Origin of the sequence: Pantoea sp. SS70 (assembly GCF_029866845.1) — a bacterium.
Lineage (GTDB): Bacteria > Pseudomonadota > Gammaproteobacteria > Enterobacterales > Enterobacteriaceae > Pantoea > Pantoea leporis.
In genome coordinates this window covers 307,072-322,205 of sequence record NZ_CP117199.1, presented here as the reverse complement: position 1 = coordinate 322,205, position 15,134 = coordinate 307,072, and the positions used below count along the sequence as shown (strand labels likewise).

Here is a 15,134-nt window from a genome sequence, read left to right as displayed (position 1 = left end):
TCCTCGGTCCTCCCCCATTAATGGGGGAGGAAGATGCTGCCATATGTTCGTTCTGAAGCTGCATGTGGCAGCGTCTCCTTCCCCCGCTTGCGGGGGAAGGCCGGGATGGGGGACAGCGAGCACCAACTTAAGCGCCTAAATACGCACTCCGCACCGCTTCGTTGGACAGCAGCGCTTCGCCGCTGTCCTCCAGCACCACGTGGCCGTTCTCCAGCACATAGCCGCGATCTGCCAGCTTCAGCGCCTGGTTGGCGTTCTGCTCGACGAGGAAGATGGTCATGCCCTCTTTACGCAGCTGCTCAATGGTATCGAAGATCTGCTGAATGATAATCGGCGCCAACCCCAACGACGGCTCATCCAGCAGCAGCAAACGCGGCTGGCTCATCAACGCGCGACCAATCGCCAGCATCTGCTGCTCACCGCCAGACATGGTGCCCGCGCGCTGTGCTTTACGTTCTGCCAGCCGTGAAAACAGCTGATAAACGCGATCGATACGCTCCAGATACTGCTGACGCGTGGCGAAAAAACCGCCCATCGCCAGGTTCTCTTCCACCGTCATGCGCGAAAACACCCGACGGCCTTCCGGCACGATGGCAATCGCTTCACGCATGATTTTCGCGGTTTGCCAGTCGGTGATTGTTTTACCATCAAAGGTGATGGTGCCGCTGGTGGCGCGTGGTTCGCCACACAAAGTGCCGAGCAACGTGGTTTTACCCGCGCCGTTGGCACCGATCAGCGTGACGATTTCACCCTGATTGATGTGCAGATTAATGTTATGCAGCGCCTGAATCGGACCGTAATGGGCGCTGACATTCTGCAAAGTTAAAATCGGGTTTGCCATGTTACGCCTCACCTAAATAAGCACGGATCACATCCGGATTGTTACGCACCTGTTCCGGCGTGCCGTTAGCCAGCGGCGTTCCCTGATTAACCACGTAAATGCGGTCAGAAATGCCCATCACCAACTTCATATCGTGTTCAATCAGCAGCACGGAAACCTTGTGCTCACCGCGCAGTTCGGCGATCAGCTCATCGAGTTCGTGCGTTTCACGCGGGTTAAGACCCGCCGCCGGTTCATCCAGCATCAGGATTTCCGGACGCGTCACCATGCAGCGCGCAATCTCCAGACGACGCTGCTGACCATAAGCAAGGTTACCCGCCTGACGGTTAGCCAGATCCAGCAAACCGATGCGTTCAAGCCAGGTTGCCGCGCGATCCAGCGCTTCGCTCTCACCGCGACGGAAAGCCGGGGTTTTGAACAAGCCGGAGAACACGCCGCTTTTCAGGTGCTGATGTTGTGCCACCAGCAGGTTCTCAATCACCGTCATTTCACGGAACAGACGCACATGCTGGAAGGTACGCACAATGCCCATGCGCGCAATCTTCTGGCCTGGCAAACCTTGCAGTTGTTGATCGCGCAGTTTGATGGTGCCGCCGGTCGGTTTGTAGAAACCGGTCAGGCAGTTGAACACCGTGGTTTTACCGGCACCGTTCGGACCGATCAGCGAAACAATTTCCTGTGGATGCAGCTCAAGCGCCACGTTGTTGACGGCTAACAGGCCGCCGAAGCGCATCATCAGGCCTTCAACGGCTAATAAAGGCTGACTCATGCCTGCTCTCCTTGTTTACTGCTTTTCATCTTCAGATGCGGACGCTTCATCGGCAGCAGACCTTGCGGACGCCATATCATCATCAGCACCATCAAACCGCCGAGCACCAGCATGCTGTACTCGTTCAAATCACGCATCAGCTCGCGTGATACCACCAGCAGAATCGCTGCAAGGATCACTGCCAGCTGCGAACCCATGCCGCCCAACACCACAATCGCCAGCACAAAGGCCGATTCGACGAAGGTGAAGGATTCCGGGCTGACGAAGCCCTGACGAGCGGCGAACAGCGTCCCCGCGAAGCCGGCGAACACGGCGCTGATGGTGAAAGCGGTCAGCTTGATGCGCGTTGGGCTCAGGCCGAGCGAACGGCAGGCGATCTCATCTTCACGCAGCGCTTCCCACGCGCGGCCCAGCGGCATACGCAGCAAACGGTTGATCACAAACAGCGTCAGCACCACCAGCAGCAGCGCCACCAGATAGAGGAAAATCACGCGGTCGCTGGGATCGTATTTCAGGCCGAAGAAATCATGGAAAGTGCTCCAGCCGCCTTCGCTGACGCGGCGGCCAAACTCCAGACCAAACAGACTTGGCTTGGGAATCTGCGCGATGCCGTTCGGACCGCCAGTGATCGCGGTGTTATTCAGCAGCAGAATACGCACAATTTCACCAAAGCCGAGCGTGACGATCGCCAGATAGTCACCGCGCAGGCGCAGCACCGGGAAGCCAAGCATCAGGCCAAACGCACCGGCGACTAAACCGGCCAGCGGCAGACTTTCCCAGAAACCAAAACCGTAATAGTGATTAAGCAACGCGAAGGTGTAAGCGCCGATGGCGTAGAAACCGCCGTAGCCCAGCACCAGCAAACCAGACAAACCCACCACCACGTTCAACCCGAGACCGAGCATCACGTAGATCAGCGTCAGCGTGGCGATATCGACGCTGCCGCGCGAGACCAGAAACGGCCAGATAACGGCGGCGGCAATCACCAGCGCCATCAACAGCTTCTGCTTTGGCGTTGATCCATCAAAACCCGGCAGAACAAAACCTTTGCCGCTGCGTTTGAATTTGCCCTGCACCAGCGGACGCAGCAGCTGGAAGACAAACACCACCGCACAACCCATGAAAATCCAGTTCCAGCGCACCGCGCCCGCATTGGCGACCACCAGTTTGGTGCCGTCCAGATCGAGGCGCACGCCCATAAAGAAGGTAGCGAGAATCAGCAACATCACCGTGGAGATCACGGCATTGACCAAACCGAGGCGTTTCATACTTTCTCCACCTCCGGACGGCCAAGAATCCCGGTTGGCATCACCAGCAGCACCACAATCAGCAGCGCGAAGGAGACCACATCTTTATATTCGGTCGACAGATACGCCGAGGTCAGCGCTTCTGCAATGCCCAGCACCAGGCCGCCAATCATCGCGCCTGGAATACTGCCGATACCGCCTAATACCGCGGCGGTGAAGGCTTTCATCCCGGCCATAAAGCCGATGAATGGGTTAATGGAGCCATAGAATTGACCGAGCAATACGCCCGCCACCGCGGCCATCGCGGCACCAATGATAAAGGTGAGAGAGATAACGCGATCGGTGTTGATACCCAGCAGGCTGGCCATTTTCAGGTCTTCTGCACAGGCGCGGCAGGCGCGGCCCATGCGTGAATAACGGATGAACAGCGTCAGCGCCAGCATCGACAGGAAGGTCACCACCCAAATCACCAGTTGCATGGTGGAGAGCGTGGCCGCAAAGCCGTTGCTCTCGCCCAACGTCCACTGGCCGGTGATCAGGCTTGGCAGCGCGAGATCGCGCGAGCCTTGCGTCAGGCTGACGTAGTTTTGCAGGAAGATCGACATCCCGATCGCGGAGATCAGCGCGATCAGGCGCTTGGACGATCGCACCGGCCGGTACGCCACGCGCTCGATGCTCCAGCCATAGGCGCTGGAGATGATCACCGCCATCACGAAACCGGCGGCGATCATCAGCCACGAGGTATCGATGCCCATCATCATCAGGGCGGCAATCACGATAAAGGAGACATAGCTACCGATCATATACACCTCGCCGTGGGCGAAGTTGATCATGCCGATAATGCCGTAAACCATGGTGTAACCGATGGCGATCAGCGCGTAGGTGCTCCCGAGGGTCACCCCGTTGAACATCTGCTGAATAAAATAGAGAAACTGCTCGGACATAGTGAGGACCTGCTCTGGAGCTGAATAATTCCCTCTCCCGCGTGCGGGAAAGGGAATTTTGGGGGATTACTTAACTGCGGTAGAAGAGCCGTCTTTGTGCCATTTGAAGACACCAAATTCGAAGCCCTTCAGGTCACCTTTCTCATCCCAGTTCAGGTTGCCCATCACGGTTGGAACGGCAGCGCCCTCTTTCAGGTTCTTCGCAATTGCATCAGGCTCATCGCTCTTGCTGCGTTCGATTCCGGCCACCAGCGACTGAATCGCCGCGTAGGTGGTCCAGACGAACGGACCGGTTGGATCTTTGCGGTTAGACGCGGTGTTGGCTTTAATCGCATCAACAATCGCCTTGTTCTCTGGCAGCTGGTCATAACGTTTCGGCAGGGTCACGAACAGGCCTTCAGACGCATCGCCAGCGATGTTAGACAGAGAAGCATTGCCCACGCCTTCCGGACCCATGAAGCCGGCATTCAGGCCAGCGGATTTTGCCTGACGCAGAATCTGGCCCAGCTCCGGGTAATAGCCACCGTAGTAAACGAAATCGACGTTTTCTTTCTTCAGACGCGCAATCAGCGTGGAGAAGTCTTTATCACCGGCGGTGATACCTTCAAACAGCACCACGTTGCCGCCTTTGGCTTTCAGGGTTTTCTGCACCGATTCCGCCAGGCCCTGACCATATTGCTGTTTGTCATGCACCACAGCGATACGTTTTGGCTTGATGTGGTCGAGGATGTAGGTCGCCGCCGTTGGGCCCTGATCGGAATCCAGGCCAGTAGTACGCAGCACGTCAGCATAGCCACGTGCCGTCAGTTCAGGCGCGGTAGCGGCTGGGGTGATCATCAGCACGCCTTCATCGTTATAGATGTCTGAAGCTGGCTGAGTAGAGGAGGAGCACAGATGGCCGATAACGTATTTGATGCCGTCGTTAACCACTTTGTTGGCAACCGCAACCGCTTGTTTCGGGTCACAGGCATCGTCATATTCCACGCCAACCAGTTTGTCACCGTTAACGCCGCCTTTGGCGTTGATGTCCTTAATCGCCTGCGCGGCACCGGTAAACTGCATGTCACCGTACTGCGCGACCGGACCGGTTGATGCGCCTACGATGGCAATTTTGATGTCTTTAGCCAGCGCCGCATGGCTCATCGCCAGGGCAACGCAGCCCGCCAGTAATGCGCGACCTTTACTCATTTTCATGCGAACTTCCCCATCTGTTGTGTCGTGTTTGTTGTGATTGTTTATTTTCTGCCAGTCAAAGAGGAAAACTCATTCTGCAATAATGGGTTAGCACGCTTTTCTGGCATTTATAGGTAATAAGGCTTTATTTTTCAGGTTATTAAACAGGAACTTTCTTCTGTAAATCAACTGACATATTCAGAATTGACTGAGTGGATCAGCAGAATCGTCTGGTTGTTATGGCCGATTTTTCAGCAGGATACCAGCGCGTTATGCTGGCTTTTTCAACTATCGTTGATGGCTTACTCCACAATCCTGGCAAACTGACCGGCATTTGACCTATTTTCATCAGAAAAAAGTGACAGCGCTCTGACTGTCTAAATTCGCTACACTATCGCCTTTGCACTAGTACAGGTATTAGGTATGAAGCTGACAATCCAGCGCTTAGCATCGTTAACCGCTCAGGATCGTATCGATTTAGCTAAAGTCTGGCCGGAAATCGATATTGTGCAACTGGAAGCACAACTTAGCGACACGCAACGTTTGTATGCGGCGCGTTTTAACGACCGATTACTGGCGGCGCTGCAGCTAACCCTCAGCGGCACGCAGGGGAAAATCACCCACCTCAACGTTCGCGAAGTCACGCGTCGACGTGGCGTGGGGCAATACTTGCTGGAAGAGACAATCGCGCAGAATAACGCGTTAGCAGATTGGTGGATTGCCGATGACGGCGACGCCGATCAGGGCGTGCGTGCGGCGTTTATGCAGGCTTGTGGTTTTCGTGCGCAGGCTGATGGTTGGGTACGTTGAAAGGATGTCGCGCGGAATGTCTGAACATGATGCGTAGCGACCAGGTAATAAAAAGGGCGACTTAAAAGTCGCCCCGTTTTTCCACCCGATCACTATCAGGCTTCAATCGCCACACGCAGTTTCTTCATGGCGTTCTTTTCCAGCTGACGCACGCGCTCCGCAGAGACGCCGTATTTGTCGGCCAACTCCTGCAGCGTGGTTTTGTTGTCATCGTCCAGCCAGCGGGCACGGATAATGTCCTGACTACGCTCGTCGAGGCTCAGCATCGCATCGCTCAGCTTGTCAGCCGCATGTGCATCCCAGTTGTCCTCTTCGATGCCATCGGCAAAGTCAGAGGTTTTATCCTGCAGATACAGCACCGGCGCCATCGCTTTGCCTTCGCCTGCTTCGTCATCAGACGACATGTCGAAAGTCATGTCCTGCGCAGCCATGCGCGATTCCATTTCCAGCACGTCTTTGCTGCTCACGCCCAGCTCGCGTGCGACCATTTCCACTTCGTCCTGGTTAAACCAACCGAGACGCTGTTTGCTTTTACGCAGGTTAAAGAACAGCTTGCGCTGCGCTTTGGTGGTCGCGACTTTCACGATACGCCAGTTACGCAGCACGTATTCGTGAATCTCTGCTTTAATCCAGTGCACGGCAAACGACACCAGGCGCACGCCGACTTCAGGGTTGAAGCGACGCACCGCCTTCATCAGGCCGATGTTACCTTCCTGAATCAGGTCCGCCTGCGGCAAGCCGTAACCGGAGTAGTTACGAGCAATATGAACAACAAAGCGCAGGTGAGACAGGATCAGCGTCTTTGCTGCATCCAGATCGCCCTGGTAATGCAGCCGCTCAGCCAATGCTTTTTCCTCTTCTGCCGTCAGCACCGGCCAGTTGTTGGCAGCCCGAACGTAAGATTCCAGGTTACCCAGAGGAGCAATCGCTAAAGTTTGCATTTCTTTGGTCATTCAAACCCTCACAAATTCAATGGACTTGCTGCACAGTTCCTTGCGCAAACGCTACATTATGTCAACGTCGCGAAAAAACCAGAAGCAATCTGTGCTACTTGGACGACAAAGTTATCCACAAGTTCAATTATAGCAGTGAATATTTTACACACAGATGACGGCGGGGGATATAGGAGAATTCCTCTGCTCCCAGGTCGTCGGCAGCAGAGGAAGAGTATAGCAAAAAACGTTGCTTTTGGTTACTGCGGCGTAAAACGGCGTAAATGTTGCACTGTTGCCAGCCAGGCGGCAATCCAGCCGATGATGGCGGCGATCAGCAGTAACAGCAGCCCTTCATCCCAGGAGAAACCTTCCAGCACAAAGGTGGTACCGAATACGGTTGCTACTTGCGCCACCACCGATTGCAGGCGCAACACCAGCACTTCCGAGAGCAGCAGCGACAGCACCGCGCCGCCCAAACCTAACAGCGCACCGCCGTACAGGAATGGACGCAGGATAAAGCCGTCGGTGGCACCAATCAGCTTCTGCACGTTAATTGTATCGCGCCGCGCAAAGATGCTGAGCCGCACGCTGTTGCCGATCACCAGGAACACCGCAACCACCATCAGCAGGCCAATCATTGAGGCAATCTGTCCCACCAGCCCGGTTAGCGCCGCTAAACGCGCGAACCAGCTGTCATCCATACGCACTTCATCAACGCCCTGCACTTTAGATACGCGATCGCGCAGATTCGCCATGGTGTCCGAATTCTGGAAATTAAGTTTCGGCGTGATGATGGCCACCGCCGGCAGCGGATTCTGCTCCAGCATGTCCATCGAACCACCAAAACCAGACCAGTTGCGGAACTCATTCAACGCTTCTTCACGCGTCAGATAGTTGACGTTGTCCACGCCATCGAGCTGCTTGAGCTGCGCGGTGACATTCTCCGCTGCAGTGTCATCCAGCGCTTTATCCAGATAAACCGTTAGCTGCGGCGCGGGATACCACTGCGTCGCCGCCTGGCTGACGTTCTTCCACACCATGTAGCACACGCTCGGCAGCGTCAGGGAAATGGCGATCACCATCACCGTCAGCAGCGTCGCCAGCGGCTGACGCCACATATCCGACAGCGTGCCGCGCAGCGCATAGCGCCACTGTTCCTGCCAGCCGCCTTTCAGCGCCTTGCTTTTAGAGGGCTGCTTCGCTTTCGGCGCTGGTGCGCGCTTGTTGCGTTTATTGACCATCGTGGCCTCCGTGCAGACGTCCCTGATTGAGCGTCATCACGCGGTAATTCCGGCGTGCAATCAGCCCGACATCGTGCGTTGCCATTAACACCGTGACACCAACGCGGTTGAACTCTTCGAACAGGCGCAGGATGTCTTCCGACAGCGCATTGTCGAGGTTACCGGTGGGTTCATCCGCCAGCAGCACCGCGGGCTTGTTCACCACCGCGCGGGCAATGCCGACGCGCTGCTGTTCACCGCCAGAGAGCTGAATCGGATAGCTTTTCGCTTTGTCGAGCAGGCCGACTTTATCCAGCGCGGCCGACACGCGCCGACGAATATCTTCGCCGCTGGCACCGGAAATGATCAGCGGGATCGCCACGTTGTCGTAGACCGAACGATCCATCAACAAATGGTGATCCTGGAAAATCATGCCGATTTGACGTCGCAGGAAAGGCACTTCGCTGTGACGCAGACGCGAAATATCGTGGCCGCTAAACCAGATCTGCCCGGCGCTCGGGCGCTCAATGCCACAAATCAGCTTTAGTAAGGTACTTTTCCCCGCACCGGAATGGCCGGTCAGGAACGCCATTTCGCCGGGACGCAGATGGAAATCCACTCCCTGCAGCGCCTGACGTCCTCCCAGGTAAGCTTTACTGACCTCTTCAAAGCGAATCATCCCAATCATTCCTCTCGGGCAAACAGTGCCTCAATAAAGTCTGCGGCCTTAAACGGCCGTAAATCCTCGATGCCTTCCCCAACACCGATATAACGAATCGGAATGCCGAACTGATCGGCAACCGAGAAGATCACGCCGCCTTTGGCGGTTCCATCCAGTTTCGTCAGGGTGATGCCGGTCAGGCCCACCGCTTCATGGAACAGTTTGGCCTGGCTGATAGCGTTTTGCCCGGTGCTGGCGTCGAGCGTCAGCATCACTTCATGTGGCGCATCTTCGTCCAGCTTCTTCATCACGCGGGTAATTTTCTTCAGCTCTTCCATCAGGTGCGATTTGTTCTGCAGACGACCCGCGGTATCGGCGATCAGTACATCCACATTGCGCGACTTGGCCGCCTGGATGGCGTCAAAAATCACCGAGGCAGAATCTGCGCCGGTATGCTGCGCCACCACAGGAATGTTGTTGCGCTGGCCCCAAACCTGCAGCTGCTCAACGGCGGCGGCACGGAAGGTATCGCCCGCTGCCAGCATCACCGATTTGCCCTGCGCCTGATACTGACGCGCCAGCTTACCGATGGTGGTGGTTTTACCCACGCCGTTGACGCCTACCATCAGGATGACGAATGGCGTTTTGCCACCCACTTCCAGCGGCTGATCCACTTTTTCCAGAATACCGGACATTTCCGCTTTCAGCAGGCCATACAGCGCTTCCGCATCGCGTAGCTGCTTGCGGTTGGCCTGTTGTGTCAGATTGGTGATGATGCGGCGGGTGGTTTCGACGCCAACGTCGGCAATCAGCAGCTGCTCTTCCAGCTCTTCAAACAGATCGTCATCGATTTTCTTGCCGCGGAACAGGCTGATAAAGCCAGAACCGAGGTTTTCACGGGTTTTTACCAGGCTGCGTTTCAGTCGGGCGAAGAAGCCCTCTTTGGTCGGACGCTCCTGCTCCTGCGCGATGATTGGCGCAGCGGCCAGCGGCAGATCGCTCACGGTATCCTGCGTGGCTTCGGCTAGCTCAGCATCTTCCGCATAGGTTTCCGCTAACGCCAGCGCTTCCAGTTCTTCGTCAGTTAATGGCGCTTCTTCGTGCAGTTCAGGCTCATCAAGCGCCAGCTCTTCCAGCTGCGGCTCTTCTTCGATCGGTACCACATCCGGCGCTGCTATCTCTTCTGGCAGCACCTCTTCAACGATTGCGGTAACCGGCTCAGGTTCCTGCGGCTCGATGACCGGCTCTTCAATCAGTTCCGGTTCAACCTGCTGCTGTTCCGCCACCTGTTCAGTGACGGCGACGGTTTCAACAGCCTGCGCTTCGGCGCGATCGAGCGCACTCTCTTCAACGGCAGGCTCAGCGACCACCTCGGCAGTTTGCTGCTGCTCTTCAGCAGGTAGTTGCGTCTCTTCTTCTTTGCCAAAGCCTAACCAGGAAAAAAAGCCGCGTTTTTTCTCTTTTGCCATTGTGTGACCCTACTCCTCGATGGCTTATTCCCGGTAGCACGCTTGTTCCCAGGGGATAAAATATTCAATTTTAAGCGGGTGAGCGGCGTAAAAATCAGGTAATTACGCGCGCTATACCAACTCAGTAGTCTAACACTTTCCAGCCAGCGCACCACAGCACCCTTTTTTAACGTTTCTTCTGCCCGCTACGCCCGTTAAACTACGCAACAAAATATGACGAGTTGTGAGCGAAATGAGTAAATCCCCCCGCAGCAGCAGCGCTGGCCAGATCCGCATCATTGGCGGTCAGTGGCGCGGCCGTAAATTACCGGTGCCGGATAGCGCAGGTTTGCGCCCGACCACCGATCGCGTACGTGAAACCCTGTTTAACTGGCTGGCGCCGGATATTCAGGAAGCGCGCTGCCTCGATTGCTTCGCCGGCAGCGGCGCGTTAGGGCTGGAAGCGCTGTCTCGCTATGCAGCGTCGGCCACGCTGCTGGAGCTGGAGCGTTCGGTGGCGCAACAGCTGTCACAGAATCTGCAAACGCTGCGTGCTACGCAGGCAAAAGTGGTGCAAACCAACACGCTGCAGTGGTTAAGCCAGCCGGGCGAGCCGTTTGACGTGGTGTTTGTTGACCCGCCTTTCCGTAAAGGGCTGTTACAGGAAACATTGTCGCTGCTGGAGCAAAATGGCTGGTTAGCGGCTGAAGCGTTGATCTATGTTGAGAGCGAAGTGGAAAACGGCGCGCCTTTCGCACCCGCAAATTGGGATTTGTACCGCGAGAAGATTGCCGGTCAGGTGGCTTATCGCTTATATCAACGCCAACAGGAGACGCATGATGTGGCTTAATTTGGGACGTTTGCTGATGATTTGCGTCTGGGCCTTTTTATTGCTCAATCTGGTGCAACCTTTCCCAACGCCGCTGCGCTATTTCGTGCACGTGGCGCTGTTCTTTATGGTGATTATGCACGGCCTGCAGCTAGTGTTGCTGCGCGCCACCCAGCCAAAAGACGCCCCAAAACTGAGCGGCGTAACCCAGGCGAAGATCTTCTTTTTTGGCGTGTTTGAGCTGCTGGCGTGGCAGAAAAAGCATTATCCGAAGATGTAGTTTCGTGCGGTTTATAGTCAGGTCGCAATGAATGGCGACCCTACGGGGCCGGAGTAAAACTCACAAAACGCGTGCCTTTCATCTTCAACTCGCCCTTAGCGCCCTTATCGATCTGGTGATACTGGTTCGCATTCACCGTCACTTTAATATCGCTGGCACCGTTCAGCGGATGGAACCAGGCTTCATATTTCATCTCTTCCGCCACAATCTCTTCGCGCTGACGTGAACGGCGATTGGGCGACGGAAATTCGCGTTTGGTTTTCACTTCCACGCTCAGCGAGCGCACCGGCGAGGCATCGTTCACCGCCGTTTCGCGGCGCTGTTTAATAAACTGACGGGTCGCCAAAACGGCAATAATGGCCAGTACGATGAAAAAGATTAGCGGTGGTTTGCTCATGATTTATCTCGTGCTTTGCGTTAATTCGGAACGGGTAAAGACGACAAAGCATACAACCAGAGTCGGCTGATTGTCACATTTGGCGCCGGTAACTTACACTGAGAGGGTGATTTTGGGAAAATTCATCAAACTGGCGGACATTTCGTCCAGAAAAGGGAGAAAACATGCTTTGGTCTTTCCTTGCCGTACTTTTTTCCGGCTGGCTTTACGTCGATGCTTCATATCGCGGTCCGCAATGGCAACGCTGGCTATTTAAACCTGTCACCTTGCTGTTACTCGTTGCCTGGGCGTGGCAAGCGCCAACCTTCAACACCACCGATTATTTGATTCTGGCCGGGCTGGTTGCCACGCTGGTGGGTGACGCGTTAATGCTGTTACCGCGTCAGCAAATGCTCTATGCGCTGGGCGCATTCTTCCTGTCGCATCTGCTGTACACCATCAGTTTTGCCGCACACATGACCATGAGTTTCTTCTGGCCGATTCCCCTCACCTTCCTGATCATTGGCGTGATCGTTATCGGGATTCTGTGGAGCAAACTGGAAGATCTGCGCTGGCCTATCTGCACCTTGATCGGCATGACGCTAGTGATGAACTGGATGGCGGCGGAGAACTACTTCTTCCGTCCAACTGACTTCAGTTTCTCGCTGCTGGTGGGTGCCGCGTTGCTGCTGTTAGCCAATATTGTCTGGTTTATCTCGCATTATCGCCGCCGTTTCAGCGCCGATAGCGCGATTGTCGCCGCCTGCTACTTCGCCGGTCACTTCATGATTGTGCGTTCACTGTGGCTCTACTGAAGATAACCTTACCTTCCGCTTGACTCTGGAGTCCACTCCAGAGTGTAGCATTAGGGCGCGGGCATCAGCCCGCCCCTGATTCCGGAGGTTACATGCATCAACATGCTCACCCTTGCCGCTGTGGCAAATCACACCGTCAGTCACAGCCGCTGTGCTCGATTCGCAGCGTAAAACCCGCAACATTGAACATCTCCGCGGCGCAGCCCATCACGCCAGACAGCGATTGCGGCTGCTGTGACAGCGACAGCGGATCGCCAGGCGGCGAAAGCGACGCCGAAAGCGACAGGCCCGCCCTCTCTTCACATCAATTCCGCTGGCAGATTGCGGGCATGGATTGCCCCAGCTGCGCGCGTAAAATCGAAACCGCCGTGCAACGTGTACCGCAGGTTCAGCAAGCACGCGTGATTTTTGCCAGTGAAAAACTGGTGGTCGATGCCGACCAGGATATCCGCGCCATCATTGAACAGGTGGTGAAAAATGCCGGCTTCGCGCTGAGCGCCAGCGATTCCCCATCGCCTCCACAACCCGAAAGCCGCTGGCAGGAAAACGCCGGTTTGCTGCTGCTTGGCGGAATGATGCTCGCCAGTTGGCTGCTGAGCCAGCTTTCGCCGGTTTGGGGCGATCGCCTGTTTATCGCCACCACGTTGTTAGGTTTAGCGCCGATCGCGCGCAGCGCCTGGAAACTGCTGCGTAGCGGTTCGCCGTTCAGCATTGAGATGCTGATGACCATTGCCGCCGCTGGTGCGCTGGTGATTGGCGCGCACGCCGAAGCCGCGATGGTGCTCCTGCTGTTTCAACTGGGTGAACGCCTCGAAGCGTACGCCGCCACACGCGCACGCCTTGGCGTCACCGCGCTGATGGCGCTGCGTCCCGCTACCGCCACACGCATCAACGGCCCACAGCGGGAAAACGTCCGCTTAGAAGCACTGCAGCCCGGCGATGTGATTGAAGTGGCGGCCGGCGGACGTTTACCCGCCGATGGCGAACTGCTGCACGCCAGCGCCAGCTTCGATGAAAGCGCGCTGACCGGTGAATCGTTGCCGGTGGCGCGTGAGCCTGGCGAGCAGATCATGGCCGGTGCCACCAGCCTTGATCGTCTGGTGACGCTGAAAGTCATTTCCCAGCCGGGCCAAAGTGCCATTGACCGCATCCTGCAACTGATTGAGGAAGCCGAAACCCATCGTGCGCCGGTTGAGCGTTTTATCGATCGCTTCAGCCGCATCTATACGCCCGCCATTATGCTGCTGGCGCTGCTGGTGATGGTGCTGCCGCCGCTGCTGGGTTTTGGTGCGTGGTTGCCGTGGATTTATAAAGGGCTGACGCTGTTGCTGATTGGTTGCCCTTGTGCGCTGGTGATCTCCACGCCAGCCGCCATCACTTCCGGCCTGGCTGCTGCCGCGCGTCAGGGCGCACTGATCAAAGGCGGCGCGGCGCTGGAGCGCCTCAGTCGCGTGAGTATGATGGCGTTCGATAAAACCGGCACGCTGACCGCCGGTAAACCGCAGATCAGCCACATCCAGCCATTTGCCACGATGGCGGAAAACAACTTGCTCACCATCGCCGCCGCCGTTGAACAGGGTTCCACCCATCCGCTGGCGCGGGCGATTGTCAGCGAGGCCGAGCGGCACGCGCTCAGGCTTCCGCAAGCTGCACAGCAGCAAACGCTGGCCGGCAGTGGTATTCGCGCTGCGATAGATGGCGTGACCTATCAACTGCTGACGCCGCGCGAAGTCAGCCATCTTGATAATGCACAACAGCAGCAGATTGCTCAGCTGGAAGCGCAAGGCCAAACTGTGGTGCTGCTGTTGCAGGAGCAGCAGGTTCTTGGCGCGTTAGCCTTGCAGGATCAGTTGCGCACTGAAGCCCTCAGCGCGCTGTCTGAACTGAAGAAGCTTGGTGTTAACAGCATGATGCTGACCGGCGACAATCCACGCGCGGCTGCGGCCATTGCCGCTAAGCTCAACATCGATTATCGGGCAGGTTTACTGCCCGCCGATAAAGTTGCGGCGGTGAGGACGTTAGGCACACAGCACGCATTGGCGATGGTCGGCGATGGCATTAACGATGCGCCCGCCATGAAAGCCGCCACCATCGGCATTGCGATGGGCAGCGGCACCGATGTGGCGCTGGAAGCCGCAGATGTGGCATTAACGCAAAATCAGCTGGCGATTCTGCCGCGCACCATTGTGCTGGCACGGCGCACGCGTGCCATCATTCGTCAGAACGTGGCGCTGGCGTTGGGATTAAAGGCGATTTTTCTGGTCACCACGCTGCTCGGCTTCACCGGTTTGTGGCTGGCGGTCTTAGCGGATTCCGGTGCCACCGCACTGGTGACAGCCAACGCGCTGCGCTTGCTGCGTCAGCGTTAGGCGCCTTTTTTAATCAGAAACTGGTACGGCAAGCTTTCGGTCTGCTGTGCCAGCAACTCATGCTCCATAAAGCGGCAGAAACCAGGGATATCGCGCGTGGTGGCGGGATCGTCAGCAATGATCAGCAAGGTTTCACCGGCCTGCATGCTGCGCACGGTTTTACGCACCATCATTACCGGCTCCGGGCAGCGCAGGCCAAGGGCATCAAGCTGATGGTCTGGCGCAGAAAAGGGATCGCTCATGATTCTCTGTCAGTTGTTAGGGATGGGCGCTCATTCTAGCGCGCGAATAAGCCAACGCAAGGCGATAACGATTGCGTTAAAATTAACCATTGCATAAATTGCGCAACGCGTTAAGATGCCGCCGATTTTTTATTTACCACCGTGCCAATGCACGAACCTGGGTTCCCTCACCCCA

General features: G+C 56.4%; 17 protein-coding genes. 6 read left to right on the top strand and 11 right to left on the bottom strand.

Annotated features, from left to right (window positions below; all coding sequences use genetic code 11):
- Window positions 1-127: 127 nt before the first annotated feature.
- From livF to PO881_RS01395, 5 genes are all read right to left on the bottom strand, one after another.
- Window positions 128-841, bottom strand: a complete 714-nt coding sequence (livF, locus tag PO881_RS01415; RefSeq protein WP_101763094.1) for a high-affinity branched-chain amino acid ABC transporter ATP-binding protein LivF — start codon at window positions 839-841, stop codon at window positions 128-130.
- Window position 842: 1 nt separating this feature from the next.
- A complete protein-coding gene (livG, locus tag PO881_RS01410) occupies window positions 843-1,610 on the bottom strand; it encodes a high-affinity branched-chain amino acid ABC transporter ATP-binding protein LivG (RefSeq protein ID WP_110868131.1) in 768 nt (255 codons plus the stop codon).
- Window positions 1,607-2,878, bottom strand: coding sequence for a high-affinity branched-chain amino acid ABC transporter permease LivM (locus PO881_RS01405; RefSeq protein ID WP_110868130.1), 1,272 nt, complete (start codon window positions 2,876-2,878; stop codon window positions 1,607-1,609). Before PO881_RS01405 ends, livG begins: the two co-directional genes overlap by 4 nt.
- Window positions 2,875-3,801, bottom strand: a complete 927-nt coding sequence (gene livH, locus PO881_RS01400) for a high-affinity branched-chain amino acid ABC transporter permease LivH (RefSeq protein WP_101763097.1) — start codon at window positions 3,799-3,801, stop codon at window positions 2,875-2,877. The genes PO881_RS01405 and livH overlap by 4 nt, the downstream gene beginning before the upstream one ends.
- Before the next feature lie 66 nt (window positions 3,802-3,867).
- On the bottom strand, window positions 3,868-4,995 hold the full coding sequence (locus PO881_RS01395) for a branched-chain amino acid ABC transporter substrate-binding protein (protein WP_061718403.1): 1,128 nt from the start codon (window positions 4,993-4,995) through the stop codon (window positions 3,868-3,870).
- A gap of 191 nt (window positions 4,996-5,186) precedes the next feature.
- On the opposite strand from PO881_RS01395, the gene PO881_RS01390 reads away from it, so the two are divergent.
- A complete protein-coding gene (locus tag PO881_RS01390; protein ID WP_255527713.1) occupies window positions 5,187-5,312 on the top strand; it encodes a hypothetical protein in 126 nt (41 codons plus the stop codon).
- 85 nt (window positions 5,313-5,397) lie between these two features.
- On the top strand, window positions 5,398-5,784 hold the full coding sequence (gene panM / locus PO881_RS01385; RefSeq protein ID WP_280172333.1) for an aspartate 1-decarboxylase autocleavage activator PanM: 387 nt from the start codon (window positions 5,398-5,400) through the stop codon (window positions 5,782-5,784).
- A gap of 95 nt (window positions 5,785-5,879) precedes the next feature.
- Here panM and rpoH read toward each other — a convergent pair whose 3' ends face one another.
- From rpoH to ftsY, 4 genes are all read right to left on the bottom strand, one after another.
- The gene (gene rpoH, locus PO881_RS01380) at window positions 5,880-6,737 is read right to left on the bottom strand and encodes an RNA polymerase sigma factor RpoH (RefSeq protein ID WP_064737937.1); all 858 of its coding nucleotides are present in this window, start codon (window positions 6,735-6,737) and stop codon (window positions 5,880-5,882) included.
- Between the two features lie 239 nt (window positions 6,738-6,976).
- Window positions 6,977-7,960, bottom strand: coding sequence for a permease-like cell division protein FtsX (gene ftsX, locus PO881_RS01375; protein WP_101763100.1), 984 nt, complete (start codon window positions 7,958-7,960; stop codon window positions 6,977-6,979).
- The gene (gene ftsE, locus PO881_RS01370; RefSeq protein ID WP_008109888.1) at window positions 7,950-8,618 is read right to left on the bottom strand and encodes a cell division ATP-binding protein FtsE; all 669 of its coding nucleotides are present in this window, start codon (window positions 8,616-8,618) and stop codon (window positions 7,950-7,952) included. Before ftsE ends, ftsX begins: the two co-directional genes overlap by 11 nt.
- A 5-nt stretch (window positions 8,619-8,623) precedes the next feature.
- Window positions 8,624-10,069 (bottom strand): signal recognition particle-docking protein FtsY, encoded by a 1,446-nt coding sequence (ftsY, locus tag PO881_RS01365; protein WP_280172332.1) that lies wholly within the window; start codon window positions 10,067-10,069, stop codon window positions 8,624-8,626.
- 232 nt (window positions 10,070-10,301) lie between these two features.
- Between ftsY and rsmD the strand changes: the two genes are divergently transcribed.
- Together rsmD and PO881_RS01355 are read left to right on the top strand one after the other, a co-directional pair.
- The gene (gene rsmD, locus PO881_RS01360; protein ID WP_192412715.1) at window positions 10,302-10,898 is read left to right on the top strand and encodes a 16S rRNA (guanine(966)-N(2))-methyltransferase; all 597 of its coding nucleotides are present in this window, start codon (window positions 10,302-10,304) and stop codon (window positions 10,896-10,898) included.
- Window positions 10,888-11,157 carry a DUF1145 family protein gene (locus PO881_RS01355; RefSeq protein WP_008109883.1) on the top strand — a complete coding sequence of 90 codons (270 nt, stop codon included), beginning with the start codon at window positions 10,888-10,890 and terminating at the stop codon, window positions 11,155-11,157. Before rsmD ends, PO881_RS01355 begins: the two co-directional genes overlap by 11 nt.
- 40 nt (window positions 11,158-11,197) lie before the next feature.
- Here PO881_RS01355 and PO881_RS01350 read toward each other — a convergent pair whose 3' ends face one another.
- Window positions 11,198-11,554: a DUF2500 domain-containing protein gene (locus PO881_RS01350; protein WP_222211757.1), complete on the bottom strand. Its 357-nt coding sequence runs from the start codon at window positions 11,552-11,554 to the stop codon at window positions 11,198-11,200.
- Between the two features lie 164 nt (window positions 11,555-11,718).
- Here PO881_RS01350 and PO881_RS01345 point away from each other — a divergent pair, with 164 nt between their 5' ends.
- Both PO881_RS01345 and PO881_RS01340 read left to right on the top strand, forming a co-directional pair.
- The gene (locus PO881_RS01345; RefSeq protein WP_101763104.1) at window positions 11,719-12,348 is read left to right on the top strand and encodes a lysoplasmalogenase; all 630 of its coding nucleotides are present in this window, start codon (window positions 11,719-11,721) and stop codon (window positions 12,346-12,348) included.
- A gap of 92 nt (window positions 12,349-12,440) precedes the next feature.
- Window positions 12,441-14,717, top strand: coding sequence for a zinc/cadmium/mercury/lead-transporting ATPase (locus tag PO881_RS01340; RefSeq protein ID WP_280172331.1), 2,277 nt, complete (start codon window positions 12,441-12,443; stop codon window positions 14,715-14,717).
- Here PO881_RS01340 and tusA read toward each other — a convergent pair.
- A complete protein-coding gene (gene tusA, locus PO881_RS01335; RefSeq protein WP_036649974.1) occupies window positions 14,714-14,959 on the bottom strand; it encodes a sulfurtransferase TusA in 246 nt (81 codons plus the stop codon). The two genes, PO881_RS01340 and tusA, sit on opposite strands and share 4 nt — an antisense overlap.
- Window positions 14,960-15,134 lie beyond the last annotated feature (175 nt).